Genomic DNA, 25,424 nt, shown 5'->3' with positions numbered 1-25,424 from the left:
AAGTCAAGTTTGACTCCGAGTCGGCTTGCCTTCTCGACCCTCACAGGCTTTAGTGCCCGGCCATGGGCAAGGAAGTCGAGCGCAAATTCCTGGTCTCCGGTCCGGCCTGGCGCGACAGGGTCGAGGCGGAAATCCGCATTCGCCAGTTCTATGTCGCCGCCCAGCCCGGCCGCACGGTGCGCGTACGCATCAGCGACGGGCGCTCCGCCAGGCTGACGCTGAAGTTCGGCGACAGGGCGCGCGAGCGCGACGAGTTCGAATATTCGATCCCGCTTGCCGAGGCCGAGGAACTGATGGCGTTCGCGCTGGGGCGTGTCATCGAGAAGACACGCCACCATGTTAGACACCGCGGCTATCTCTATGAAGTCGATGTTTTCGGCGGAAAGCTCGCGGGGTTGGTGATCGCGGAGCTGGAGACGCCGGAGGACGTATCTGACGAAATGCTGCCCGACTGGCTAGGTCGCGAGGTCACCGGCGAGTCGAAATTCTACAACGCGTCGCTGGCCCTCGGGGGGATTCCGGAGATCGCCGCATGAGCTTCCGCATCGATCCGCGCTTGCCGCTGACCGGCGAGGTCAGGCGCATATTGGCCGATGAGATCGGCAAGGCAATCGCCCATCTCGAGATGGCGCGCGAGAAGCCGGAGCAGGGACTGCACAAATGCCGCAAGCGGCTGAAGAGTGTGCGCGCCTTGCTGCGCCTGGTTCGTTCAGGGGACGAACCGTTCTGCCAGACAGAGAACGAATGCTATAAGCAGGTATCGGCGCTGCTGGCCGGGCCGCGCGAGGCAACCGCCTTGATCGAAACCGTCGATCGCCTGGCTGATGCCTTTCCGGAACAATCCGCCGGCGGCGGTCTCGATCCCGTGCGCGAGCGGCTGGTGCTGCGCCAGCATGAGCTCCATGCCGGTCCCGGCCTCGACGCCGCCATCAATGCGGCGATAGCCGCTTGCCGGGAGGGCTTGGAGCGCATCGACAGGCTGGCCCTGCCCGACCAGCCGGAACAGGCCGCCGACATCCTCGCCGACGGCGCCCGCGCCACCTTGCGGCGGGCGAAGAAGGCGCTCGACAAGGCGGAGTCGCGTGGCGAGGACGAGGACTTTCACGACCTGCGCAAGGCGGTCAAGACGCATTCCATGCATCTGTCGCTGCTCGGCCGCCTGTGGCCGACGCCGATCAAGGCGCGCCGCAAGGCGGTCGACAGGTTCGGCGAGCAGCTCGGCGAATTGCACGACGTCTTCGTCATGCGCGCCCTGCTCGCCGCCGAAGGCGAGCCGCTCGGCTCCGCCGACGACACGAAGCTGCTGCGCAAGCTGCTGAAGCGCTCCGAAAAGAGCCTGACCAAGGCCTGCCTCGCCGATGCCGCCGACCTGTTCGGCGACAGCCCGAAACGCTCGGCCAAAAAACTCGCCCGCAAGGCGCGCGACGATCTCGCCGGACCCCAGGAAGAAGCGAAAGCGGCGTGACGCCCTTTCCTTCTCCCCTTGCGGGAGAAGGTGGATCGGCGCGTAGCGCCGAGACGGATGAAGGGTGCTCCAGCTTGGCCAACGCGCTCGTCTAAAGCCGCAATCGCCAACGTCTCACTGCCTGGAACACCCCTCATCCGTCGCCTTCGGCGACACCTTCACAAGTGGAGAGGGGCAGAGCTACGCCGGCAGCGCCCGTTTCTCCTTCGCCGGCTTTGCCCCCGCATCTCTCGGATGCGGGCCGATCGGCATGATCGCCGGAAACGGCGTCGCGCCAAAGGCAAAGGTCCATTTGTAGCCGGTGAGCTGGTCCTCCGGCGTGGTGTGCTGGTCGTGATGGGCAAGCAGCCTGGCGCGCTCGGCGAGCTCCTCGGCCTCGCGCCGCAGCATCTCCGCCGTTTGCGGCCGCATGCGCCTGGAAAAGCTGATGAAGGTCGCGCCCTGCTCCATATGGCCGAGCGCCCAGCCGACAAAATTCTTGTTGGTCATCTCGAAATGCGGCTTCAGCGGTCCCTCGAAATCCCACTGGATCGGCGTGTCGACGAGCAGCCTTGCCGACAGGCCGCGCCCCAGCGCCACCAGCCCGAGTTCCTCGAGATCGCGCAGGTACAGGAACATCGAAGCTTCGCTCAAGCCTTGCGAGCGCATGATGCCTTCGGCCGTGAATTTCTCCGACAGCATGATGAAGACGAAGAGCAGCGCCGGCCGCGCCGCCAGGCGGCGCTCGATCTCCGGCCCGACGCGGTTGGCCGGGCCCGGTCCCCGGTTCATCGCGCCGAGCACGTTCTCCAGCTCGACATCGGCCGCGGCGCAGATCTCCATCAGCCGGTCGAGCTTGCAGTTCCGCTCATGGAAGATGCGCTTCACCGTCGGCTCGGAAACGCCCATGCGTTCGGCCAGGGTCCGGTAGGTCAGGCCCTTGGCCTTCAGCGTCCGTTTCAGCGCCTCGAAGATCGGACCGTTCATGGAATGCGCCTCCTTCATCCGATTTGGTATCGAAGAACGATACTAATCTTGTTCCGGCTTCCGGAAAAGTATCGAAAATACTAGCTCTCCGCCGTCATTGCAGGAGAGCACCCATGAAACGTCTCATCGCTTCCACCGTCGTCGCAACGATCGTCGTGTCTGTCGCGCAGGCCGGCGAACTCTGGCGCGCCACCGGCTTCGAGCAGCCGGAATCCGCGCTTGTCGATGCCGCCCGCAACCGCATCGTCGTCTCCAACATTGCCGGCAATCCCGGCGACCCGGACGGCAATGGCTACTTGTCGCTTCTGTCGATGGACGGCAAGGTCATCGCTCGCCACTGGGTGGACGGCATGGACGCGCCCAAGGGCATGGCGATCGCCGGTGGCAGGCTCTATGCCGCCGACATCACCAAGGTGCGCGTCGTGGACCTCGCCAGCGGCAAACTGGTCGAGACAATCGACGTGCCGGGCGCCGTGTTTCTCAACGACATGACGCAGGACAGCGCCGGCAAGGTCTATGTCAGCGACATGTTGGCCGACACGGTCTATCGCATCGACGGCGACAGGCCGGAATTGTTCGTCAAGGACGCGCTGCTCGCCTCGCCCAATGGCGTGTTCGCCGACGGCGGCAGGCTGATCGTCGCGTCCTGGGGCAAGGGCATCAACAAGACCGACTTCAGCACCGCCGAGCCGGGCGGCCTGCTGTCGGTCGACCTCGCCACGAAGAAGGTCACGCCGCTGCCCGGCGCTCAAAATTTCGCCGACCTCGACGGCGTCATCGCCCTGGGCGAAACCATCTACGCCACCGCCTACATGACCGGCACGCTTTACAGCTACAAGCCCGGCGGCGCGCCGGAAGCGGTGGCGCACTTCAAGCCCGGCAGCGCCGACATCGGCACCGACGGCAAAAAGATCTTCGTGCCGCTGATGGGCGAAGGCGAGGTCGTGGCGCTGTCACTGGATTGAGCACGTCGCGGCGGAGAGGCATTGCAACGCCGGCGGGACAGCGTTTCGCATCTCGGCACTGCAGCGGCGAGGCGAGTTTTTCGCCTCGCCGATCGGGATTGGACCGTCATGTCGGTGGCGGCTGCCATCTGGTTTCGCCGCTTGCTCCGTACTATCGGCTCCCATCCGTCACATGAGCGAAGCCGTGAAGACATCCAGCCTGACCGGCGCCGTTTCGCCGATGATCCCCGTGCTCATATGCGCGCTGGCGATCTTCCTGCTCTCCGGCATGGATGCGGCAATGAAGTCCCTGGCCCTCGCGGTCGGCGTCTATAACACGCTGCTGTGGCGCAGCCTGGTTGCCACGTTGGTCGCGGGCGCCGCCTGGTCGGCGGGGTCGCGTTCGAAGCCGAGCCTTCCGGTGCTGGGCCTGCATGCCCTGCGCGCCGCGATTGTCGGCGTCGTCCTGGTCTCGTTCTTCTGGGGTCTGGCGAGGCTGCCGCTCGCCGAGGCGATCGGGCTCAGCTTCGTCGCGCCGCTGTTTGCGCTTTTGCTTGCGGCATTGTTGCTGGGCGAACGCATAAGGCGGCAGGCGGTCTGGGCATCGCTGGCCGGCATGGCGGGCGTCGCGATCATGCTGGCCGGCAAATTCGGGGCGGCGAGCCATTCGCAAGATGCCCTGCTTGGCACGGCCGCGGTGCTCGCATCGACGGTGTTCTACGCCTACAATCTGATCCTCTCGAGGCAACAGGCGCTGCTGGCCAGGCCGGTCGAGATCATGCTGTTCCAGAACCTCTTCGTCGCGATCATCCTCGGTCTCGCAGCACCCTGGCTCGCGGTTGCGCTGCCGAGCGATCTCTGGCTTCCCTTGGGCGCGGTGGCGCTGCTGTCGCTCGCCGGGCAATTTTTGATGAGCTGGTCCTACGCCCGTGCCGAGGCGCAATATCTGATTCCGACCGAATACTCGGCCTTCATCTGGGCGATCGCGCTTGGCTGGTTCTTCTTCGGCGAGACGGTGGCCTGGACCACGCTGACAGGAGCATGCCTCATCGTCGCCGGCTGCCTGATCGCCGCGCGCGCCAATCCGAAGCTTGCCGAGCCGATCGAAGCGGCGATGTGAGAGAGCGCGGCATTGGGCGGTAAATCCGGCCGCAACGGCGCCGATTCTTCCGCACCGCCGCGGTGGCGGCTCAGCCCTGCGGGTTCTGCGCCGCGGTGGTCTTGAGGCGCACGCCCCTGCCGCCGCGCTCGCTGGCCTGGTTCTCGCCGATCAGCTCCACGCCGACCTCGTCGAGCGCCTGGATGACCTTCATCAGCGTGTCGACCACGCCCCGGACGACGCCGTCGCTCGCTTCCATGCGCTGGATCGTCGGCAGCGAGACGCCGGCGCGCTCGGCGAGCGTCTTCTGGTCGATGCCGGTCAACGCCCGCGCGGCGCGCATCTGTGCGGCAGTGATCATCGGCCGGAACCCGTCTTTTGAAGCTATAGGAGATGTATATTGTAAATATTACAATGTTTCAAGCATCATTTTATATGCTTCAGCCATCGGTCAGTCGCTGTCGGCCACTACTTTGCGTCGCTGCAGCAGGCGCGCCGCAAGCCAGCACAGCATGGCCCATGCGAAGCCCGCGCACCAGCCGGCAAGCACGTCGGACGGCCAGTGCACGCCAAGATAGACGCGGCTGGCGCCGATCAGCACCGTGGTGAGCACGGCAAGGCCAAGCACGAAGACTTTCGTCCTGCGGTCCGGCAGGAAGCGGGCCGCCAGCGAGCCGAGGGTCAGATAGGTCACCGCCGACAGCATCGCGTGGCCGCTGGGGAACGAGAGCGAAGTCTCGGTGACGAGATGCGAGACGAGATCGGGGCGCGGCCGGTCGACCTCGAATTTGAGCAGGCTGGAAAGCACTTGCCCGCCCGCCACGGCCGCGAACATGAACAGAGCTGTCAGGGGTCTGCGGAGCAAGAGCAGATAGACGATCGTCGCCGTCGTGATCAGCGCCAGCACGGCGGTGCTGCCCAGCGCGGTGACGTCGCGCACCGCGCCTTCGAGCCAGGGTGGACCGATCGGACTGTCCGGCTGCCCGGCATGGCGGAAGGCAAGCAGGATTTCCGTATCGAAGGCATGTGGCGTGGTGGCGTGCGCCACCTCGATGAGCTCCACCAGGCCCCATAGACCGCCGGCGATCGCCAGCCCGGCCAGCAGCACCGGGAATTCCAACTTGTTGAGCAGCGCGTTGGCGGTCGATTTCATTCGGGCCCTTGGGTCCAGCTACAGCCGTTGCATATAGGGCCCGAGCGTGATCAGCGCGACGGCGGCGACCGCCAGCACCATGCCGGTCGCCTGCAAGGCGTTTAGCCGTTCGCCGAAGAAGGCGAGCGCCACGGCATTGACCGAGACGAGCTGGATGACCGCCGACAGGCTGAACGACACCGACATGCCGAACTCGCGCACCAGCCGCAGCATGATCAGATTGCCGGCCGTGTAGAGCGCCAGGGTCAAAAGAAGCTTGGCCAGGCTCGGCGCCATCCCCCAATGCTTGGCCGCCATCGCCGCCAGCAGGAACATCACCGTCGAAATGCCGAGCTGTGCTAGTCCCCAGAAGCTCACCTTGTCGTCCCCTTCTTGATGCGCCGTCGCCACGCCGGCCGCAGCCTTTGTTTCCGAAGCGGACGAAACCGTCAAGCTGGGTGGTGGAGGATAGGGCGAAGGCCGCGGCAAGCCCCTTCTTCCTGTCACTATACGGGGTGAAAGGGGCCGACATCGACGACTTCGCCAATCACCGAGGGGGGTACATCGAAGTCATGTCACGAAAATGTGATCGGCGCGCTTTAGGGGTCGAAAGGTCAAAATCCCAGCCACCTCAAGAAGCCAGAGGAATCCCATGACCGTGACCCCTGAGACCCGCTTCCGCACCAGCCTGCTCGAGGAAAATGACGGCCTGCCCGTCAATCCGACCGACAACCGCACCATGGGCGAGATCATCGCCGCGCGTTTCTCGCGCCGCGGCTTTCTCATGGGCTCGCTGGCCGTCTCGGCCATTGCCGCCACCGTCAGCCCGCTGGCGCTGATCGCCGCCGACGAGGCGCGCGCCGCAGAGGCTTCGGCTTTCAAGTTCGACGAGCTCGAGGCCGGCATCGACGACAAGCACCATGTCGCGCCGGGCTATGACGCCGACGTGCTGTTGCGCTGGGGCGATCCGCTGTTCGCCGACTCGCCGGCGTTCGATCCGGCAAAACAGTCGGCCGAAGCCCAGGCCAGGCAGTTCGGCTACAACAACGACTATGTCGGCTATATCCCGATCGACGGCTCGGCCGAGCACGGCTTGCTGGTGGTCAATCATGAATACACCAACCCGCATCTGATGTTCCCCGGCATCGTCTCGATCGTCGAGAAGGACGGCAAGAAGGTCGCCGAGGTGGCGCCGCTCTCGAAGGAGCAGGTCGATGTCGAGATGGCCGCGCATGGCGGCACGATCGTCGAAATCCGCAAGCAGGGCGGCAAGTGGCAGGTCGTGCGCGACGGCAAGCTCAACCGCCGCATCATGTCCAACACCGAGATGGCGCTGTCCGGCCCGGTCGCCGGCCATGATCGCGTCAAGACCAATGCCGATCCGTCCGGCGCCAAGGTCATCGGCACCGTCAACAACTGCGCCGGCGGCGTCACGCCCTGGGGCACCTATGTGATGGCCGAGGAGAACATCCACGGCTATTTCTCGGGCGAATTGCCGGAAGGCCACAGGGAGGCCGCCAACTACAAGCGCCTCGGCATTCCGGAAGGCGCCTATGAGTGGGGCGCGCATTACGACCGCTTCAACCTCGCCAAGGAGCCGAACGAGCCCAACCGGTTCGGCTGGATCGTCGAGGTCGATGTCAACGATCCGGCTTCGGTGCCGAGGAAGCGCACCGCCATGGGCCGTTTCAAGCATGAGGGCGCCGAATCGATCGTCGCCAGGGATGGCCGCGTCGTCTTCTATCTCGGCGACGACGAACGCTTCGACTATGTCTACAAATTCGTCACCGCCGGCAAGTTCAATCCCGATGACCGCGCGGCCAACATGAACCTGCTCGACGACGGCACGCTGCATGTGGCGAAGTTCGCCGAGGACGGCTCGGTCGAATGGATGCCGATCGTGTTCGGGCAGGGCCCGCTGACTGCCGAGAACGGTTTTGCGTCCCAGGCCGACGTGCTCATCGAGACGCGGCGCGCCGCCGACCTGCTCGGCGCCACCAAGATGGACCGACCGGAGGACATCCAGCCCAATGCCGGCAACGGCAAGGTCTATGTCATGCTGACCAACAACACCAAGCGCAAGGCCGAGCAGGTCGACGCCGCCAATCCGCGCGCCGGCAACGCCTTCGGCCACATCATCGAGATCGTCGAGGACGGCGGCGACTTCGCCGCCACCAAGGGCAAATGGGAAGTGCTGCTGAAATGCGGCGATCCGTCGGTGGCCGATGTCGGCGCCACCTTCTCCACCGCGACCACCGCCCATGGCTGGTTCGGCATGCCGGACAATTGCGCCGTCGATTCGGCCGGGCGCCTGTGGGTCGCCACCGACGGCCAGGGCCCGAAGGCCACCGGCCGCACCGACGGCCTGTGGGCCGTCGATACCGAGGGTTCCGCGCGGGCAACGTCGAAACTGTTCTTCCGCGTGCCGATCGGCGCCGAGATGTGCGGCCCGCTATTCGCGCCGGACGACCAGACGGCTTTCGTTGCTGTCCAGCATCCGGGCGACGGCGGCGAGGACTGGGAAGGCTTTGGCCGCCCGTCCTATTACGAGGACCCGTCGACCCGCTGGCCGGACTTCAAGCCGGACATGCCGGTGCGGCCGTCCGTCGTTGCGATTACAAAGCAGGGCGGCGGCAAGATCGCGGTGTGATGCGCTGAGGGTAGCGCAAACGTTGGGGATTGGCGGAAGCCTCCCCAACGTCGTCATTCTAGGGCGAAGCAGGAGCGAAGCTCCGTCGCGGACCCTGCAATCCATGCCGTGACCGCGATCACAGGGCGCAGCGGAGCAGAATTCTGCACGTTGCAACGCTCGCATGTCACGGAATGGATCCTCGGGTCTGCGCTGCGTCGCTGCGCTCCTCGCTCCGCCCGTGGATGACGAAGCCGAGCAGTCACTTCGCGCGTTGAAGCATCGCCATGTTCATCCTGTTCCTCAGGCGGAAGCCGATCGACTCGTAAAGCCCGATCCCGCAGCATTGCTGTCATAGGCGTGCAGGTACGCGACCTCGCCGCGTGCCGCGATCCGGCCCGCCACGAACACCGACAGCAGGCGGGCAAGGCCGCGGAAATCCGGATGCGTGCAGACGCCGCTGAGTTCCGGGCAACCGGGCTGCCTCATGCGCTCGCCGGCCATCGCCGCCAGCCTGCCGTCGATCCTGATGCCCCAGAAATCGCCGAGGCTCGGCGCCTCCAGCGTGAACGGGCCGGGCTTGGTGAGAGACGCGAGCAAACAGCGCCACGCTGCGCGTCACGCCCGGTTGCGCGACGCCGAGGGACTGCGCCAAGCCGACGCGCGCATGGCGCGTTTCGCCCGGCCGATGGACGATACTGGACGCTTTCGGACGTTTGCCCTTCATTCGCCGCCAATTGCATCCTATATCGCGCTGGCGCGACGTGGCCGGCAGCGGTCGCCAGCGATTCGCGACCTGAGGGCGGCAGGTCATCCATTCTTGGCACGCGGAGCTCATGGCGCCCCTGCGCATCTATTTCGACAGGCTTCTCGACGCCGTGGCGCCCAAGGTTCCGCGGCGCGAACTGACCGATGCCGAGCGCCTGGCGCTGGTGCGCCGCCACGGCGATTTCTCGCTCGCCTATTCCACGGCCGTGCAGAAGAAACTGTCCTATTTCAGCGATGGCGACGGCTATATCGCCTTCGGCACCAAGATGAGCCGTCATTTCGCGCTGGGCGATCCGGTCGCCGACCCGGCCGACCGCCCGGCCTATATCAAGCGATTCGTCGAGGCCGGCGGCGGCCCGTGGTTCGTCCAGGTCGGCGCCGATACCGCCAAGGTGCTGGCCGGTCTCGGCTACCAGGTCAATCGCCTCGGCATCGACACCAGGCTGCTTTTGCCGGCGCATGATTTTTCCGGCAAGCGCAACGAGACCGTGCGCTATTCCGAACGCTGGCTGATGAAGAAGGGTTTTATCCTCGCCGAGGACAGGGGCGACGGGCTGCAGGAGGAGATCATTCAGCTTTCCGCCGACTGGCGCAAGGAGCGCATCATCAAGCGCTGGGAGATGGGTTTCCTCAACCGCCGCTTCTCCGAAGAGCTCGGCGCCGACATGCGCCGCTTCCTTCTGCACGGCCCCGAAGGCCGGCTTCTCGCCATTCTCGATTTCGACCCGCTGTTTCGCGACGGCAAGGTCATCGGCTACACCACCTCCTTCAAGCGCAAGCAGGTCGACGCGACGCCGCATGCCGAAATCGGCTTGACCAAATTCGCCGTCGATCGCTTTCGCGAGGAGGGCATCTCGGAGGTGACGCTCGGCCTCTCGCCGCTGCTCGACATCGAACCCAGCGGTTTCGCCGAATCGGGCTTCTGGCGCGGCGCCTTCCAGCGCGCCTACCAGTCGCCCTGGGTCAACCGCTCGCGCTTCAACCTGCAAGGTCAGGCGGCCTTCAAGCGCCGCTTCCACGGCGTCGAGGAGCCGACCTACATCGCCTTCCGCAAAGGAACTTTCGTGGAAATGCTGGGGCTGCTGCGCCTGCTGAAGGCGATCTGAGCCGGCAAACACCGGGCCCCAAGGCAGTTATTGGGATTGCTTCCGATCCATCAAATGCTTGCGGAAAAACGCCAGCACCTCCGCGTTGAACGCCTTATGAAACGCCGCGCGGTCGAATCCCGGGGCGTCGACGCAGGCGTCGTTGCGGCTCTGCGGCGGGCACGGCGTCAGGAATGAGAAATGGACGGCGTTGGGCACGGTGCGAAAGTCCGGCCTCGCGGGCAGCAAGCCGGCAAGCGTTGCGATGTCCTTCGGCGATGCGCCGGCGCCGCCGCCCAGCTGCGACGCCCAGAGCTGGAGCGGAACCTGGACGTCCTTGACGCTGTCCGCGGTCTGGAAAACGACGCTCAACGGATCGGCGACGACGATCGCCTTGATGCGCGCATCGTGGGTCAATGATTCCGCCGGCAGGCTGTGCCCGGCAGTCTGGACCTGGCTTGTTGGCGGCGGACAGTTCACCGCCTTCGGATCGGCGCAGCGCGGGGGTAGTTTGTTGAAGTCCGGATTGGCGCCGCCAATGACGAGGCCTGTATAGCCTCCTTGCGAGAAACCGTAAAAGCCGATCCGCTGTGCGTCGATCCCCGCAGCGTCGGGGAAAGCGCCGAGCATGAAGTCTATCGTGCGCTTGATATCGGCCGGACGCCGCCGAAGCGGCTTCAGCCCGTTCGCTTCGCTCATGTCGGCATGATTTGCGTGCGGGTGATTGATGGCCACGACCATGAAACCGGCGTCTGCAAGCGCTTCGGCGGTGTCGTGATGGCCAAGATACCAGCCGCCATAGCCGTGCGAGATGACGATCAGCGGCATTTTCTCAGCCGCGATTGGACAGTCGAGCACGGCGGAAACGGTCGTGCCCTTGACCTTCACCTTTTGAGGAGCCTCGGCGCAAGGCGACCACACGGCCGCGTCGATTGCGGGGCCGTCGGCGTCGTCGGCAATGTGGACGAATTTCAGGCCAGCGGCGTGTCCCAGCGAGGCGGCGAGGCTCAGCATGGCGGCGAGAAGGAAGCGTGGGTGATTCATGAGAGTGGCTCCTGTTCGGTGGGCTGCATAAACAAGTACCTTGCATAAGCAGGTAGCTTGTTATATCTATCTTGTAAACCGGAACGACCGGTAAACCGGAAGCTGGCATGACCGACTCGATCCAGGTGCAATTGCGAAAAGGCGCGCTCGATCTGTGCGTGCTGGCCGTGCTGTCGCGCGGCGAAAGCTACGGCTATGAGATCGCCAGCCAGCTCGTCGCCGCTGTCGGCATGGGGGAAGGCACGATCTATCCGCTGATGCGCCGCATGCAGAATGACGGCCTGGTCGCCACGCGCATCGTGGAATCGAGCAACGGGCCGCCCCGCAAATATTACCGGCTTACGCCGCAGGGCCAGCAGGCGTTCGAAGCACATCGCCGCGATTGGCGCGCGTTTGCCGGCGCCATCGACAAACTTCTCGAGGATCTGCCATGACCAAGGATGCTTTCCTGCAGACGCTGCGGCAGGGGCTTGCCGGCCTGCCGGCGCATGAGATCGACGACATCGTCGGCGACTACAGCGCCCATTTCGCCGATGCGTCGAGCCGCAGCGAAGCGGAAGTCGCGGCGGCGTTGGGCGACCCGGCCAGACTCGCCCGCGAATTGCGCGCCGAAGCCGGACTGCGCCGCCTGGAGGCGCATTGGAGCATGTCCAACATGCTGGCGGCGACGCTCGCGCTTGCCGGCCTTGCCTTCGTCGACCTAGTCCTGTTGCTGCCGTTGCTCTTGACCGCGGTCATCCTCAGTATAGGCCTCGGCATCACGCTCGTCGCCATCGGCGCGCTGGGCATCAAGATCGTCCTTTCGACGCTGCTCTTCGACCCTGCGGGCACGCTCGCGGCGACACTCGGCCGCCTCTTCATCGGCGCCGGGCTGGTGAGCAGTTTTGTCGGCGGCGGCGCGTTGCTGCTGCTCGGTTTCAATGCCGGCATACGCGTCGTCGGACGCTATGCGCGCCTGCATTCGCGGTTGGCACAGCTTGACCGCAACCGGGCTTGAACTTTGTCATCACGTTGAAGGAACCGGACAATGACTGGAAAACTGGCATTCGTCGCGTCAGCGGGGCTGATCGGGTCAATCGTCTTGCTGGCAGTGGGCATCGGACTTTCCGGGCCGGACTGGGTCTATGCCGGCGGCTCGTGGATCGGCGAGCAATCCACTTGTGGAAAGTCCACGTCCACCACGAAAGAGGTCACGCTGACCTTCAGCGCCGGCGACAGTTTCACCATCGCCGTGCCGGCATCGGTGCGCTACCAGCCCGGGGACAAGGCGCAAGCCGTCGTCAGCGGCGATTCGGTTCTGGTCGATCATGTGCGGATGGAAGGCAGCAAGATCAGCCTCGACTGCAATCCCGGCTGGTTCAACAACCGGGTCGACGTCACCCTGTCGGGGCCCGCGATAACGGACTGGAAGATATTGGGCAGCGGCGACCTTGCCCTGGACAAGATCAACCAGCCGGCGCTGCGGCTGGACATCCGCGGCAGCGGCAGTGTTACCGCCGCCGGAACGGCTCAGACCATCGACCTCAGGGTCTCTGGTTCAGGCAGCGGGCACCTCAAGGATCTGACCGCGCAATCCGCGAAGATCGACATTCGCGGCAGCGGCGATGCCGAAATCACCGCGCAGGCGGATGCCGATGTCCTGATCTCCGGCAGCGGCGACGTCGATATCTACGGACATCCGACGATGCGGCGTTCCGAGGTGCGCGGCAGCGGCAGCATCTCGCAGCACTAGAGCATGATCCCGAAAAGTGGGAACCGGTTTTCGGAAAAGATCATGCTCCAGCAAAGATCCGGCTCACGCTGCAAAACCCAAGGCCTGAACGAGTCAGTTCCTCAACCGGTAGCCCGTCTTGAAGATCCACGCCACGATCGCGATGCAGATGGCCAGGAACATCAGCGTCATGCCGAGGCTGACGCCGACCGAGACATCAGCCTTGCCGTAGAAACTCCAGCGGAACCCGCTGATCAGGTAGACGACCGGATTGAACAGGGTGATCGTCTTCCAGATGCCCGGCAGCATGTGGATCGAATAGAAGCTGCCGCCGAGGAAGGTGAGCGGCGTGACGATGAGCAGCGGCACCAGCTGCAGCTGCTCGAAGGTCTTTGCCCAGATGCCGATGATGAAGCCGAACAGGCTGAAGGTCACCGCCGTCAGCACCAGGAAGGCGATCATCCAGAACGGATGCTCGATCCTGAGCGGCACGAAGAGTGCCGCGGTGGCCAGGATGATCAGGCCGAGCATGATCGACTTGGTCGCCGCGCCCCCGACATAGGCGATGATGATCTCCAGATAGGAGACCGGCGCCGACAATAGCTCGTAGATCGAGCCGACGAATTTCGGGAAATAGATGGCGAAGGAGGCGTTGGAGATCGATTGCGTCAGCAGCGACAGCATCATCAGGCCCGGCACGATGAAGGCGCCGTAGGCGATGCCGTCGATCTCGTTGATGCGCGAGCCGATGGCCGAGCCGAAGACGACGAAATAGAGCGATGTCGAGATGACCGGCGAGATGATGCTCTGCAGCACCGTGCGGAAGGCGCGCGCCATCTCCACCCGGTAGATCGCCCATACCGCACGAAAATTAGGGGCAGCGCGCAGGTTCATGGCTCTTGCCTCAGAAGATTGACGAAGATCTCTTCGAGCGAGCTGTTCTTGGTGTCGAGATCGCGGAACTGGATGCCGGCCGCCTCGAGGTCGCGGATCAGCGAGGCGACGCCCGGACGATCGCTCTGGTTGTCATAGGTGTAGGTGAGCTGGTTGCCGTCGTCCGACAGCTCCAATGAATAGTGGGAAAGCCCGTCCGGAACGGCGGCAAGCGGCGCGCGCAGCTCCAGTTTCATCTGCTTGCGACCGAGCTTGCGCATCAGCTCGGCCTTGCCTTCGACCAGGATGATCTCGCCCTTGTTGATGACGCCGACCCGGTCGGCCATCGCCTCGGCCTCCTCGATGTAATGCGTGGTGAGGATGATGGTGACGCCGTCCTCGCGCAGGCGCCTGACCATCGCCCACATGTCCTGGCGCAGTTCGACGTCGACGCCGGCGGTCGGCTCGTCGAGGAACAGCACGCGCGGCTCGTGCGACAGCGCCTTGGCGATCATCAGCCGGCGCTTCATGCCGCCGGACAGCGTGATCGCTTTCGAATCCTTCTTGTCCCACAGCGAGAGGTCGCGCAGCACTTTCTCGACGAAGGCCGCGTTGGGCGCCTTGCCGAACAGGCCGCGGCTGTAGTTCACCGTCGCCCAGACCGTCTCGAAGGCGTCGATGGTCAGTTCCTGCGGCACCAGCCCGATCAGGCTGCGCGCCGCGCGATAATCCTTGCCGATATCGTGGCCGTCGACGCTGACGCTGCCCGACGAGCGGTTGACGATGCCGCAGACGATCGAGATCAGCGTCGTCTTGCCGGCGCCGTTCGGCCCGAGCAGCGCGAAGATCTCGCCGCGCTCGATGTCGAGATTGATTTCCTTCAGCGCCTTGAAGCCGGTGGCATAGGTTTTCGTGACACCGGAGATCGAGATGATGGATGACATGCTGAAATACGGCCGGCTGGAAAAGGTGACCTGATATAGGTCGGATGCCGCCCGGTGCAACCGTGAATCGACGCCGTTCCTGACAACTCTCGACAGCGAGGAGGTTCTTTCTCCCCGTAAACGGGGCGAAGGAAATCAGGTCTGCGCCGTCCAGAACGCGATCTCCTGCGCCTTGGTCCTGAGCTCGGTCTTCAGCCATTGATCGTCGTCGTCGAGGTAGCTCCACGGCGTCCTGCCCTGCGCCCGCATCTCGCGGATGTAGGAGCGGTAGCGGTAGTGGCTGTAGACGGACATTGCATAGGTGGCATAGGCGGCGGCAAGCTTCCTGTGGCCGCGCACGATCACCAGGTTCTCGTCGTTCTTCTCGCTCGCCGGCGCCGAGAAATTGTGGCTGCCGGTCACCACCACGCAATCCTCTGAATGCGGGTCGGTCACCAGGATCTTCGAATGCACGATGGCGTGGCCGATCTGCGACAGGAAGCTGCGCCGGTTGACCTCGGCGATCCACGGCCCGAGCGGCGCGTCGAGGCCTTGCGGCTGCGCCACCGCGTAGCGGTCGGGCGTGAATTTCCGGTCGCTGCTAACCAGGTCGATGTCGAGGAAATTCTGTTCGGTGCCGCCCTCGTCCGCGCTCAGCGTCGAGACCACGCCGCGCACATACATGCCCTTTTCCCTGGCGCGCTGGCCGGCCAGCGTGTGCAGCCCCTGCTTGCCCGGCGTGAACATCAGGAAGAGCACGGCCTGCCTGGCCGATGTGATCACATCGCGCAGCGCCGCCATGTCGGCCCCGTCGGAGGTGCGGGTGAACCAGACGGTCGCCTTGGCGGTACCAACCGTGAAGGTTTTCGGCGCGTTGTTGTCCGCCATCAGCGCCGGCGTGAAATTGGCCGGGTCGGTCTTCGGCGGCGAGGCATCCTTGAGCAGGTCCCAATGCTTGCGGAAATGCTCCGCCACCGCCGCGTCCTCGATCAGAAGGCCGTTGTTGACCTGCGTGCACAGGCCGGTCGTGCTCCAGTTGGTGCTGCCGGTCCACACCTTCTTCGGCTCGCCGTCCTGCGACACGACGACGAACTTGTTGTGGCCGAGGCCTTTCGATTTCAGCATCCGTTCGATGGTCGCGATGCCGTGGTCGTTGAGGTTCTTGCGCGCGTCCCTGTTGCCGTCGCCGCTTTTGTCGGAGCCGTTGGCGAGGATGAGATTGAGCCGCGGCCCCAGCCCGATCAGCGCCGTCTCCAGCGTCGCGTCGCCGAGCTCGTAGAGCGCGGCATGCAGTTCGTCGCCGGCGCCTTGCGTCAGCCCGACCATGCGCAGCCCGAGATCGCCTTCCAGGAAAGCGCGGAATTTTGCATCGCCATTGGTCTGCAGGCTCTTCTTGAAGGCCGCCGGCGAGAGCTTGTTCTTGGCCATGTAGCGGGCGACGAATTGCGACAGCACCAGGCCGCGGTTGAAGTAGCAGGAAAAGCCGCCGCCGGCGTCGGTGGCGAGCGTATGCCAGTCCGTCCAGTCGCTCGACACGCCCTTGGTCAGCGGCTTGCCGGGGCCCGCGCTCATCATCGCGGTCACCCGGTAGCGCACCACATTGCCGACATCGGCCGCGTGGTCGGTCCAGTTGAAGCGCTGGAACGGCCACACGTCCGACGGCCGGTGGTCGCCCGATTTCGGCTTGTCCTTGGTGAAGCCGACGCGGTTCTCGACGGGCTCGATCTTCTCGGTGGCGCCGGCCTTGCGGCCGCGCTCCAGAAGGAAGCCCCGGCATCCGGCGATGAAGTCGCTGGGCGCCCAGGCGACGAAGGCGTCGTCGCCATTGGTGTAGACGGAAACCTTTATGTCGATGGCCATCTGTCATTCCTCCCCATCTGTCGTTGTTCCCAAAGCGCGCGACCGGCATGTCCGGCTCATCAATGCAGCCAACAAGAATCCGCGCCGGAAACAGGGTCCCGGATCAGTTGAAACAGAATGTTCGAAAGGTGACGGCGATGATTATGCGGTGGCAGAAGATCGGATGTCAATGTTTTGCAGCGCCAAGTATAATTCTATGAACTGCTTCACATTGTGTTCTGTTTGCCGGCAAAACAAAGGGCGGATCGTTTCGCCAACCATCCAGACCGGCCTGGAGCAATTCCAGGAAAGTGCGAGCAGCGAGGTTGCCATCGGGGCCTCCGTTCCTTTCCGTGAAGTCGGCACAAACGCCGGGGATTGGCGGGAGCCTCCCAGCCTCGTCATTCCAGGGCGGAGCAGCCGCGAAGCGGCGTCGCGCAGACCCTGGAATCCATTCCGTGACTTTGATCGAAGAGCGCAGCGGAGCAGAATTCTGCACCGTAGCAGCGCTCGGACGTCACGGAATGGATCCTCGGGTCTGCGCGCGTCGCTTCGCTCCTTGCTCCGCCCGTGGATGACGATCGCGATGGGCGTTTCGGCCAATCGCCAAGGCATGCCATCCGCCCCACGCGGACATTTACCCGACGATCGAAATCCCTGCGCTACGGAACCGGCCGGCCTTCCTCAGCTCTTGCTGGAGGCCAACACCAGCACCGGCTTCTCGCTGTAGAGCTGCGGGAACAGCGCCTTCAGATTCTCGATCTTGGGCAGGTCGTTGTAGACGATGTAGGGATAGGTCGGGTTCAGCGTCAGAAAGTCCTGATGGTAATCCTCGGCCGGGTAGAAGGTCTTGCCGGTTTCCAGCGTGGTGACGATCGGCTTGCCGAACACCTTGGCCTTGTCGAGCTGGGCGATGTAGCTCTCGGCGACCTTCTTCTGCTCGTCATTCTCGGCGAAGATCGTCGAACGGTACTGCGTGCCTGAATCCGGCCCCTGGTAGTTCAACTGCGTCGGATTATGCGCGACCGAGAAATACACCTGCAGCAGCTGGCCGTAGGTGACCTTCGCCGGGTCGTAGGTGATCTCGACGGATTCGGCGTGCCCCGTGCGGCCGGTGCCGACCACTTCATAGACGGCGTTGTCGGCGCTGCCGCCGGTATAGCCGGATACCGCCTTGCTCACGCCCTTGACGTGCTGGAACACGCCCTGCACGCCCCAGAAGCAGCCGCCGGCGAAGATCGCCTTCTCGGTGCCGCTCGCCGCTTTTTCGTCCATCGCCGGCGGCGGGATCACCACCGCGTCCTCGGCCGAGCGTGCAGGACTTTGCCAGAAGGTCGCGGCAGCCGCCGTCAGGATGATCGCCGCGAACGCGCTCTTGACGAAGTTCGCCGGTCGGCTCCCGGCCGTTTTCCGAATGTCGGTCATGTCAAATCTCCCATGCCTGTTGGTACGACTATACGATATATGGTGCCGCCGGCGGCGCACATTGCCGTGCGCCGGTCAAATCCAATCATCCGACATGCCGGGCGGCAGCCTCGATGAGGTTGGCGATCTCATGCGGATGAGAAATCAGCGACAAATGGCTAGCCTTCACTTCTATGGTCTTTGCGTTCATGCGCTTGGCCATGAAGCGCTCGAGATCCGGGTTGATCGTGCGATCCTCGGTCGAGACGGCGTACCAGCTTGGCTTCGAGCGCCAAGCCGCTTGCGTCGTCTTTCCGGAGAATAGCTTGTCCGAGATCGGTGCCTGCACGGCATAAAGGATGCGCGCCTTCTCGCTGGGAAGATCGCCGGCGAAATCGCGCAGGAAAGCCTCTTCTCCGAGCTTGCCATAGCCTCCGGACCAGACAAGGCCGGCCGAGGCGGGCGGCGCCGCAAAAGTCTTGGCGAGCGCCGTGTAGTCTTCGCCGGCATCCGGTGCACGCGCCGCGACATAGACCAGCGACGTAACCTTCGAATCCACGCCTGCCTCGGTGATGATCATGCCGGCAAAGGAGTGCGCGACAAGGATCGTCGGTCCATCCTGGAGCGCGATCGCGCGGCGCGTTGCCTCGACGCCCGCCTCCAGGGTGGTCAGCGGGTGTTGGACGGCGGTTGCGTTGAAGCCGGCCTTCTGAAGAACTCCGATCACCTCCGACCAGCACGAGCCATCTGCATAGGCGCCGTGGACCAGGATGACATTGCGAACCTTGGAGCCCGTTTGCGCTCGCGCCTTGTCGGCGCCGGCCAACAGCGTCGTTGCCATTCCAGCGGCGAGTGCGGCGGAGAAAGTACGTCTGTTCAACATGATGGTGGGCTCCTTGCGAGGGTCGCAAACTTGGCAATTCCAGAAAAGCGTGCAGCGGCTTTCCGTCCGGAATTGTGTACAAAACAACTGGCTCTCGCGCCGCGAGAGAACAACCTTGGCGCGCCCTCGTCTGCCGACGCGCCGAGGCTGCAAAGACCGGACCTATTGAGCCGGAGCCATGGCGTCCGCCGGCTTCATCGCATCCGCCGGCTTCATGGCATCCGTGGCCGGCTTCATCGCGTCGGTGGTAGCCGGCTTCATCGCCTCGGTGCTCATCGCGTCGGGCTTCATCGCGTCGGCGGGCTTCATGGCGTCAGCCGGCTTCATCGCGTCCGTCGCCGGCTTCATGGCGTCGGTCGCCATCGCATTGGCGGGCTTCATCGCATTGGTCGTGTCGTCGGCGCGGGCGCCGGCGACGAAGACGGACGCGGAAAGCGCGAGGGCGAGCGCCGGCAGGGTCAGGTATTTGGTCATGATAGTCTCCTTGGGTTTTGGCGCGCGGAAGCGGGCCGGGTTATGCGTTGCCGCTGCCTGCGGCCCCGCGCGAAGAGGAAAAAGATCAGTTGGCGGCCGCGGCCAGGATCGGGCCGCCGCCTGGCGCCTGCACCAGCACCGCGGTGTTCAAGCCGCCGGAGGCGGCCGGCAGCGGCAGCGTGGTGGCCTCGCCGGTCCAGCTGCCGAGTTTCGTCAGCGCATGCACGACATTGGCGTGCGGCAGGGTGCGTCCGGTGTTCTCGCCGCGCGCCACCGGCACCTCGACGACGCCTCTCGTGTAGCGCACCAGCCAGATGTCGGCGCCGCCGCCCGGCGCCTTGCCGGCGCCGATGCTGACCTTGGCCTGCCCAAGCGAAAGCTCCGGACCCTGGGTGTGGCCGCCTTTGGCGATCAGGCTCTGGATCTCGCCGGGCGCCGCGCCCACGCCGTCGCGTCTGCCGTTCACCACCACTTGCGGCGTAAACGGTCCGTCACGGCCGAGCGACGGCTCGTAGGTCACCTGGCGATCGGTGAATTCCTTGCGGCCGAACGTGTCCTTCCAGCCGAGATAGTCCCAGTAGGTGACGTTGAACGACAGCGCCAGTACGCCCGGCTGGTCCTTGACCTTGATCAGGTTGGCGTTGGCCGGCGGGCAGGACGAGCAGCCCTGGCTGGTGAACAGCTCGACCACGGTCAGCGGCTGTGCCGAAGCGGCGCCGAGCGTGGCGGCAAGCATCGCCCCGGCGAGCAGGCCGGTCCTTGTCTTCAATCCGATCATGGGGAAGCAGTCTCCGTTGCGGCGGGTCATGCTCCCATTTCGCGACGGCGCAGGGCTTCGTTACAACTTCACCGGTTTGTGATGTGGGTGCCTCAGTGCGGAACGTTGCAGGGACAGCACCCCCCTCTGCCCTGCCGGGCATCTCCCCCGCAAGGGGGGAGATCAGATGTCGCGCAGGCCTTCGCCGATCTCCCAGGTCGAAAGGGAGATGCCGGCGGCGGAACAGCCAATCTCCCCCCTTGCGGGGGAGATGGCCGGCAGGCCAGAGAGGGGTGTGAAGGATCGCGACGCTTGGATCCGTCTCAGATGCGCGCCGATCCACCTTCCCGCATGGGAGAGAAGGCGAAGGAAAAACCCCCACCGCTTGCCCCTCAACCCGGCCCCTGCTAAAGCGCGCCGCATGACGACGCCCCTCGACCACATCCGCAATTTCTCCATCGTCGCCCATATCGACCATGGCAAATCCACGCTTGCCGACCGGCTGATCCAACTCACCGGCACGCTGGAGGAGCGCGACATGAAGGAGCAGGTGCTGGACTCGATGGATATCGAGCGCGAGCGCGGCATCACCATCAAGGCCCAGACGGTGAGGCTGAACTACCGCGCCAGGAACGGCGAGGACTATGTGCTGAACCTCATCGACACGCCCGGCCATGTCGACTTCGCCTATGAGGTGTCGCGTTCGCTCGCCGCCTGCGAGGGCTCGCTGCTGGTGGTCGACGCCTCCCAGGGCGTCGAGGCGCAGACGCTGGCCAACGTCTACCAGGCCATCGACAACAATCACGAGATCGTCGTGGTGCTGAACAAGGTCGACCTGCCGGCGGCCGAGCCCGAGCGCATCCGCGAGCAGGTCGAGGAGGTGATCGGCCTCGACGCTTCCAACGCGGTGCTGATCTCGGCCAAGACCGGCCTTGGCGTGCCCGACGTGCTGGAGGCGATCGTCCACCAGCTGCCGCCGCCGCGCGAGGGCGACATCGCGGCACCCCTGAAGGCCATGCTGGTCGACAGCTGGTACGACGCCTATCTCGGCGTCATCGTGCTGGTGCGCATCATCGACGGCGTGATGAAGAAGGGCCAGACCATCCGCATGATGGGCACCGGCGCGAAATACCTCGTCGAGCGCACCGGCGTCTTCAAGCCGGCCCGCGTCAATGTCGACGAGCTCGGCCCCGGCGAGTTCGGCTTCTTCACCGGCTCGATCAAGGAAGTGGCCGACACCCGCGTCGGCGACACCATCACCGAGGACCGCCGCCCGACGCAAAAGGCGCTTGCTGGCTTCAAGCCGGCGCAACCGGTGGTGTTCTGCGGCCTGTTCCCGGTCGACGCCGCCGATTTCGAGGATCTGCGCGCCGCCGTCGGCAAATTGCGCCTTAACGACGCAAGCTTCTCCTACGAAATGGAAACCTCCGCCGCGCTCGGCTTCGGCTATCGCTGCGGCTTCCTTGGCCTGCTGCATCTGGAGATCATCCAGGAGCGGCTGGAGCGCGAGTTCAACCTCGACCTCATCGCCACGGCCCCCTCCGTCGTCTACCGCCTGAACCTCAACGACGGCTCGGTGAAGGAACTGCACAACCCGGCCGACATGCCCGACGTCGTCAAGATCGCCTCGATCGAGGAGCCGTGGATCCGCGCCACCATCCTCACCCCCGACGACTATCTCGGCGGCATCCTGAAGCTCTGCCAGGACAGGCGCGGCATCCAGGCCGATCTCTCCTATGTGGGAAAACGCGCCATGCTCACCTACGACCTGCCGCTCAACGAGGTGGTCTTCGACTTCTACGACCGGCTGAAGTCGATCTCCAAGGGCTACGCCTCCTTCGACTATCACCTGACCGACTATCGCGAGGGCGACCTGGTCAAGATGTCGATCCTGGTCAACGAGGAGCCGGTCGACGCGCTGTCGATGCTGGTGCACCGCACGGCGGCGGAAAAGCGCGGCCGCGCCATGTGCGAGAAGCTGAAGGAGCTGATCCCGCACCATCTGTTCAAGATCCCGATCCAGGCAGCAATAGGCGGCAAGGTCATCGCCCGCGAGACCATCTCGGCGCTGCGCAAGGATGTCACCGCCAAATGCTACGGCGGCGACGTGACCCGCAAGCGCAAGCTGCTCGACAAGCAGAAAGAGGGCAAGAAGCGGATGCGCCAGTTTGGCAAGGTGGATATCCCGCAGGAGGCGTTTATCCAGGCGCTGAAGATGGGCGATTGAGGGAGCTCTTAAGTCGTAGGGGGTTCTTGCATATCGTCCCTTAACCCCCTAAATGTGGTGCGATTTGATGCGGCTATCAGGCGTGAGCGGAACCTCTAGGTCTCTCAACCGTTGACAGTTGCTATAAAAGTTGCTCTTATATAGCTGCCTATCCGGTGGAAAGCTTCTGATTTGCGCTTCTCAGCCTACTTTCAGAAGGGGACCACATCCGTGCCGCGCTAGCTAGACGTCGAAAGGCTAGATTGCTGCACACGGCGAGAAACTACTCAGTAGAATACTCCGTGGCGACCGGCTGAGAACAAGTTTACGGGCATTCGCCCTAAATAATAGACAGGGTGCTAATAGCACCCTGTTTTCATTTGGCGGGCAATAAATGGTCGTTTGGAAAGACGTTCAAGTAGTCCCGACGCTCTGGTTTCAAGTCGCGCATGCGTCCGCAGCAATCATAGAATATGGACGCCAAAGTCTTTCCATTTCCACTGCTGACATCATAGTGGAAGCCAGCGAACAATGCTGATCCAAATCGAAATCTACCAGCGACGAAGCATCGCTCGTCGTCGCCCGTCGGGTGGGGCTTGCCATGGCATTGAGTATCAATCGCTGGTGCGAAAACAAGCCTTCGTCTGTCCGTGTGGGTGAAATTGTTAGTGTGAAATTGCCTAAATTTACCACATAAGCTTGCAATCCGCTCCTTCAGCTCGTCAACGCTGGCGTTGCTGTACCAGTGACCCTGGAGAGTTGACGAAATGTCAGAGTGAAAGTTCTTTAGCGGAATCGGAAGTGGGGAGCTTTTTCTCCTAGAGAAAACCTCTATCGATATTTCGTTCATTAGTTGGAAGAGGGGTTTCACCCTATTCTCGATGTAACCGCGGCTTGCCGCATCTTTATGCTTCAGATGGCTAGGTATAAACTCAATCCAAGCTGAGCTACCGAAAGCCGTCCAAAGTGTATCCACCTGGGCTACGCTCTCTGGTTGATATGCCCATACCGATAAGCGGGCTGGCTGATCGAAACCATTAGCCACTCGCATTGACGTAACCAGATCAGACATGGCTCGCGCAACGGAACGCTCCGAGATCACGCGGTCCGACTTGCCCATTGCCGGTGCAATCACCTGAGTACCGGAAAAGCGCTTCGACATCCGATTGATCTCTGTAGAGAGACTCGGAGATGCTCCTATAAAGACCAAAAAATGGCTTATTGCTGTCATCTTCCGGAAAGCATCTTCCGTACCAGATCCAATGGTATAGAAATACGAGATAGATCGACGGGGTCAAGTTTTGAGAACGCGGCCTCAAGGGTTAGACTCGTTTGTTCTTCCTTCGCGGTCGGTTGCTTGGTAAGCCGATTTTCAAACATTTCTCTGTTGAGCCCATTCCGCGTGAGCCATTTCGATATGGCGTCGTGAACTGCGGGAACCTTTACGCTCATAGGCGTCTCTCGGGGCAAGGCTACGACATCCGACTGGACAATTTCGTAGGCCTTTTGACCTTCGGTCGTCGCATCGGTTTCGCTGATGCGCCATGTATTAGAACGATAATCAACAATCACAAATCGTTTATTCGAGAATCCATACACAAACAAGTTCCAGAAGTCCTGAGAGTACAAGCGCGGTTTCTTTTCTTTGGTAACAACCGAGCGCTCCGCGTCTCGGAACAGCTCAGAGACATCCTCTGGCAATGCTACGCCAAGAGGAACGGCTCCTACTTTTTGCGCGATTATCGGGTCAGTGACAACCTGAACGACCGGATGATCAAGTAAAAATCGCTTAAGGCCATTTTCGAAAACCACATCAGAATTGTCAAAACGTTGCCGTATGCTCCAACCGAGGGAGCTCAGGAGCAACGGGTTTCCTGTATCATTCCAGTAGTTATCTACCAAATTCTTTATAAAATCCAAAATTATTTGAAGGTCAGATTCGTCGCTCATGGGAAAACTATCTCTCAGCTCGCAGCATAATCCAGTACGTCCGTGGTCGTTGGGAATCAGCATGGAAATCGTCTTTTGACAAGGCAAGTGCAGGTCGTTCATTCGGCCGTTTTAAACCAGCTCACCTTGGCGTATCCTCTCCCCGGCTTGGGGAGACATCACATGCGCTCCACCTCGGACACCGTCGCCGCGATCGGCCTGGCCATCGGCGGCGCTTTTGGCTTGGCGGGCACTTTCGTTGCCAGCGACGCGCTGCGCGAGACGGTCTGGACCATCGACGGCGTGGGCATCGTCGTCGCCGCGGCGCTGCTGACGATGAAATACCAGCGGCTCGGCCATGATCTCGTCGCGGCCGGGTTCCTGACTTTCCTTGCCGGCGAAAGCCTGCTTCTGGCCGGCAATGCGGCGGGGCTGCAGGCCTCCGTACCTTCTTATGCCGGCGGCATTGCGCTGTGGGCGGCGGGGCTGGTGATGGTCAGCGCGCAGGCCACTTTCGCGCTGTGGATGCGGCTTACGGCCTCCGTCGCCGCCGTGCTGTTCGCCGTCTCGATCCTGATGATCCTGTGGGGCGCGCCGCTTCTGCCCACCTCGGCGCCGCTGCCGGCGCTCGGTTATCCGTTCCTGATGCTGACCTTCATCGGCTGGATCTGGACTTTGCTGAAGCCGGAGCGTTGAGCGCGAAGGCGATGGCCGCGCCGCTCGAAATCCGCAACAGCCCGTCGGGAAAGATCCTGCCCGCCATCGGGCCGTTCCTGCTCGGCGGCATTTTCGGTTTCGGCGCGCTGCAGGGCGTGGCCTCGGGGGCGAACAGCGGGCATGTGCTGTGGATCGCGCTGCTCGGCGCCGCCTGCCTGGGGCTCGGCGTATTCATCGCGCGCGGCGCCTTCGACACTTCGGTCAAGGTGGTGCTGAACAGCCAAGGTTTCCGCGATGCCCGCGCCGGCGACGTGCTGGTGCCGTGGAGCAAGGTGCGGAGCGTGCGGCTTGCCGCCGGCGGCAAGGGCGCGGCGATGCTCAATTTCGAGCTCACCGAGGAGCCGCCCGACGCAATCCGACATTCCTCCGCCAATGCCTTCGGCCTGATGCCCTTCGGCCGGAACATCGTGCATATGGAAATCTCCTCGCTCGACGTGCGCGGGGACGAGATGGTGGATGCGGTGAAGACATTCGCGCCGCATGTGGTGGTGAGGAGGTAGCGATCGCCTGCGTTTTAGAAGGAGCGGGGCGCCGAAGCTGCTGATCTCCCCCCTTGTGGGGGAGATGTCCGGCAGG

At 63.5% G+C, this 25,424-nt stretch carries 26 protein-coding genes and 1 pseudogene; 12 read left to right on the top strand and 15 right to left on the bottom strand.

Annotated elements, in window-relative coordinates:
* Nucleotides 1-62: 62 nt before the first annotated feature.
* Together FJ414_RS19095 and FJ414_RS19090 are read left to right on the top strand one after the other, a co-directional pair.
* On the top strand, nt 63-536 hold the full coding sequence (locus tag FJ414_RS19095; RefSeq protein ID WP_140645904.1) for a CYTH domain-containing protein: 474 nt from the start codon (nt 63-65) through the stop codon (nt 534-536).
* Nucleotides 533-1,465, top strand: coding sequence for a CHAD domain-containing protein (locus FJ414_RS19090; protein WP_140645903.1), 933 nt, complete (start codon nt 533-535; stop codon nt 1,463-1,465). The genes FJ414_RS19095 and FJ414_RS19090 overlap by 4 nt, the downstream gene beginning before the upstream one ends.
* A 180-nt stretch (nt 1,466-1,645) precedes the next feature.
* On the opposite strand, the gene FJ414_RS19085 is transcribed toward FJ414_RS19090, so the two are convergent.
* Entirely contained in the window at nt 1,646-2,431 is a 786-nt protein-coding gene (locus FJ414_RS19085; protein WP_140645902.1) for a helix-turn-helix transcriptional regulator, read from the bottom strand.
* A 113-nt stretch (nt 2,432-2,544) separates the two neighbouring features.
* Here FJ414_RS19085 and FJ414_RS19080 point away from each other — a divergent pair, with 113 nt between their 5' ends.
* Both FJ414_RS19080 and FJ414_RS19075 read left to right on the top strand, forming a co-directional pair.
* A complete protein-coding gene (locus tag FJ414_RS19080) occupies nt 2,545-3,396 on the top strand; it encodes an ATP/GTP-binding protein (RefSeq protein ID WP_140645901.1) in 852 nt (283 codons plus the stop codon).
* 172 nt (nt 3,397-3,568) lie between these two features.
* Nucleotides 3,569-4,495 carry a DMT family transporter gene (locus tag FJ414_RS19075; RefSeq protein ID WP_140645900.1) on the top strand — a complete coding sequence of 309 codons (927 nt, stop codon included), beginning with the start codon at nt 3,569-3,571 and terminating at the stop codon, nt 4,493-4,495.
* Between the two features lie 70 nt (nt 4,496-4,565).
* On the opposite strand, the gene FJ414_RS19070 is transcribed toward FJ414_RS19075, so the two are convergent.
* The 3 genes from FJ414_RS19070 to FJ414_RS19060 form a co-directional block, all read right to left on the bottom strand.
* On the bottom strand, nt 4,566-4,835 hold the full coding sequence (locus FJ414_RS19070; protein ID WP_140645899.1) for a helix-turn-helix transcriptional regulator: 270 nt from the start codon (nt 4,833-4,835) through the stop codon (nt 4,566-4,568).
* Nucleotides 4,836-4,925: 90 nt separating this feature from the next.
* A complete protein-coding gene (locus FJ414_RS19065; RefSeq protein ID WP_140645898.1) occupies nt 4,926-5,627 on the bottom strand; it encodes a phosphatase PAP2 family protein in 702 nt (233 codons plus the stop codon).
* Between the two features lie 18 nt (nt 5,628-5,645).
* Nucleotides 5,646-5,984 carry a hypothetical protein gene (locus tag FJ414_RS19060; protein ID WP_140645897.1) on the bottom strand — a complete coding sequence of 113 codons (339 nt, stop codon included), beginning with the start codon at nt 5,982-5,984 and terminating at the stop codon, nt 5,646-5,648.
* 274 nt (nt 5,985-6,258) lie between these two features.
* Between FJ414_RS19060 and FJ414_RS19055 the strand changes: the two genes are divergently transcribed.
* The gene (locus FJ414_RS19055; protein WP_140645896.1) at nt 6,259-8,256 is read left to right on the top strand and encodes a PhoX family phosphatase; all 1,998 of its coding nucleotides are present in this window, start codon (nt 6,259-6,261) and stop codon (nt 8,254-8,256) included.
* Between the two features lie 241 nt (nt 8,257-8,497).
* Here the strand turns inward: FJ414_RS19055 and FJ414_RS19050 are convergent.
* Nucleotides 8,498-8,832, bottom strand: a pseudogene (locus FJ414_RS19050) (GNAT family N-acetyltransferase); the annotation flags it as partial.
* A gap of 239 nt (nt 8,833-9,071) precedes the next feature.
* On the opposite strand from FJ414_RS19050, the gene FJ414_RS19045 reads away from it, so the two are divergent.
* Complete coding sequence (locus FJ414_RS19045) at nt 9,072-10,109, top strand: phosphatidylglycerol lysyltransferase domain-containing protein (RefSeq protein ID WP_140645895.1); 1,038 nt, start codon at nt 9,072-9,074, stop codon at nt 10,107-10,109.
* 27 nt (nt 10,110-10,136) lie between these two features.
* Here the strand turns inward: FJ414_RS19045 and FJ414_RS19040 are convergent, their stop codons facing one another.
* Nucleotides 10,137-11,132, bottom strand: a complete 996-nt coding sequence (locus FJ414_RS19040) for a dienelactone hydrolase (RefSeq protein WP_140645894.1) — start codon at nt 11,130-11,132, stop codon at nt 10,137-10,139.
* Between the two features lie 107 nt (nt 11,133-11,239).
* On the opposite strand from FJ414_RS19040, the gene FJ414_RS19035 reads away from it, so the two are divergent.
* Genes FJ414_RS19035 through FJ414_RS19025 form a run of 3 tightly spaced genes read left to right on the top strand, consistent with a single transcriptional unit; the run spans nt 11,240 to nt 12,864 of the window.
* Entirely contained in the window at nt 11,240-11,566 is a 327-nt protein-coding gene (locus FJ414_RS19035) for a PadR family transcriptional regulator (protein WP_140645893.1), read from the top strand.
* Entirely contained in the window at nt 11,563-12,129 is a 567-nt protein-coding gene (locus FJ414_RS19030) for a DUF1700 domain-containing protein (protein WP_140645892.1), read from the top strand. Before FJ414_RS19035 ends, FJ414_RS19030 begins: the two co-directional genes overlap by 4 nt.
* A gap of 30 nt (nt 12,130-12,159) precedes the next feature.
* The gene (locus tag FJ414_RS19025) at nt 12,160-12,864 is read left to right on the top strand and encodes a DUF2807 domain-containing protein (protein WP_140645891.1); all 705 of its coding nucleotides are present in this window, start codon (nt 12,160-12,162) and stop codon (nt 12,862-12,864) included.
* Between the two features lie 93 nt (nt 12,865-12,957).
* On the opposite strand, the gene FJ414_RS19015 is transcribed toward FJ414_RS19025, so the two are convergent.
* The 7 genes from FJ414_RS19015 to FJ414_RS18985 all read right to left on the bottom strand — a co-directional run bounded on the left by FJ414_RS19015 (nt 12,958) and on the right by FJ414_RS18985 (nt 20,017).
* Nucleotides 12,958-13,737, bottom strand: coding sequence for an ABC transporter permease (locus FJ414_RS19015; RefSeq protein WP_140645890.1), 780 nt, complete (start codon nt 13,735-13,737; stop codon nt 12,958-12,960).
* Nucleotides 13,734-14,660 carry an ABC transporter ATP-binding protein gene (locus FJ414_RS19010; RefSeq protein ID WP_140645889.1) on the bottom strand — a complete coding sequence of 309 codons (927 nt, stop codon included), beginning with the start codon at nt 14,658-14,660 and terminating at the stop codon, nt 13,734-13,736. Before FJ414_RS19010 ends, FJ414_RS19015 begins: the two co-directional genes overlap by 4 nt.
* 135 nt (nt 14,661-14,795) lie before the next feature.
* Nucleotides 14,796-16,499, bottom strand: a complete 1,704-nt coding sequence (locus FJ414_RS19005) for a phospholipase D-like domain-containing protein (protein ID WP_140645888.1) — start codon at nt 16,497-16,499, stop codon at nt 14,796-14,798.
* A 663-nt stretch (nt 16,500-17,162) separates the two neighbouring features.
* A complete protein-coding gene (gene msrA / locus FJ414_RS19000) occupies nt 17,163-17,903 on the bottom strand; it encodes a peptide-methionine (S)-S-oxide reductase MsrA (RefSeq protein WP_140645887.1) in 741 nt (246 codons plus the stop codon).
* Between the two features lie 85 nt (nt 17,904-17,988).
* A complete protein-coding gene (locus tag FJ414_RS18995) occupies nt 17,989-18,768 on the bottom strand; it encodes an alpha/beta hydrolase (RefSeq protein WP_140645991.1) in 780 nt (259 codons plus the stop codon).
* Between the two features lie 159 nt (nt 18,769-18,927).
* Entirely contained in the window at nt 18,928-19,239 is a 312-nt protein-coding gene (locus FJ414_RS18990) for a hypothetical protein (protein ID WP_140645886.1), read from the bottom strand.
* Nucleotides 19,240-19,324: 85 nt separating this feature from the next.
* Nucleotides 19,325-20,017, bottom strand: a complete 693-nt coding sequence (locus tag FJ414_RS18985) for a DUF1223 domain-containing protein (RefSeq protein WP_140645885.1) — start codon at nt 20,015-20,017, stop codon at nt 19,325-19,327.
* Between the two features lie 400 nt (nt 20,018-20,417).
* Here FJ414_RS18985 and lepA point away from each other — a divergent pair, with 400 nt between their 5' ends.
* Entirely contained in the window at nt 20,418-22,223 is a 1,806-nt protein-coding gene (gene lepA / locus FJ414_RS18980) for a translation elongation factor 4 (protein ID WP_140645884.1), read from the top strand.
* 355 nt (nt 22,224-22,578) lie between these two features.
* Here the strand turns inward: lepA and FJ414_RS18975 are convergent, their stop codons facing one another.
* Together FJ414_RS18975 and FJ414_RS18970 are read right to left on the bottom strand one after the other, a co-directional pair.
* On the bottom strand, nt 22,579-23,364 hold the full coding sequence (locus FJ414_RS18975; protein WP_140645883.1) for a hypothetical protein: 786 nt from the start codon (nt 23,362-23,364) through the stop codon (nt 22,579-22,581).
* Between the two features lie 65 nt (nt 23,365-23,429).
* Complete coding sequence (locus FJ414_RS18970) at nt 23,430-24,254, bottom strand: hypothetical protein (RefSeq protein ID WP_140645882.1); 825 nt, start codon at nt 24,252-24,254, stop codon at nt 23,430-23,432.
* 60 nt (nt 24,255-24,314) lie between these two features.
* On the opposite strand from FJ414_RS18970, the gene FJ414_RS31525 reads away from it, so the two are divergent.
* Together FJ414_RS31525 and FJ414_RS18960 are read left to right on the top strand one after the other, a co-directional pair.
* A complete protein-coding gene (locus tag FJ414_RS31525) occupies nt 24,315-24,827 on the top strand; it encodes a hypothetical protein (protein WP_181181655.1) in 513 nt (170 codons plus the stop codon).
* Nucleotides 24,824-25,348 carry a hypothetical protein gene (locus FJ414_RS18960; RefSeq protein ID WP_140645881.1) on the top strand — a complete coding sequence of 175 codons (525 nt, stop codon included), beginning with the start codon at nt 24,824-24,826 and terminating at the stop codon, nt 25,346-25,348. The genes FJ414_RS31525 and FJ414_RS18960 overlap by 4 nt, the downstream gene beginning before the upstream one ends.
* Nucleotides 25,349-25,424: the final 76 nt, after the last annotated feature.

This window comes from Mesorhizobium sp. B3-1-6, assembly GCF_006439555.1.
GTDB lineage: Bacteria > Pseudomonadota > Alphaproteobacteria > Rhizobiales > Rhizobiaceae > Mesorhizobium.
Note: the sequence above shows the minus strand (reverse complement) of the source record. Positions and strands in the feature narration are given on the sequence as shown.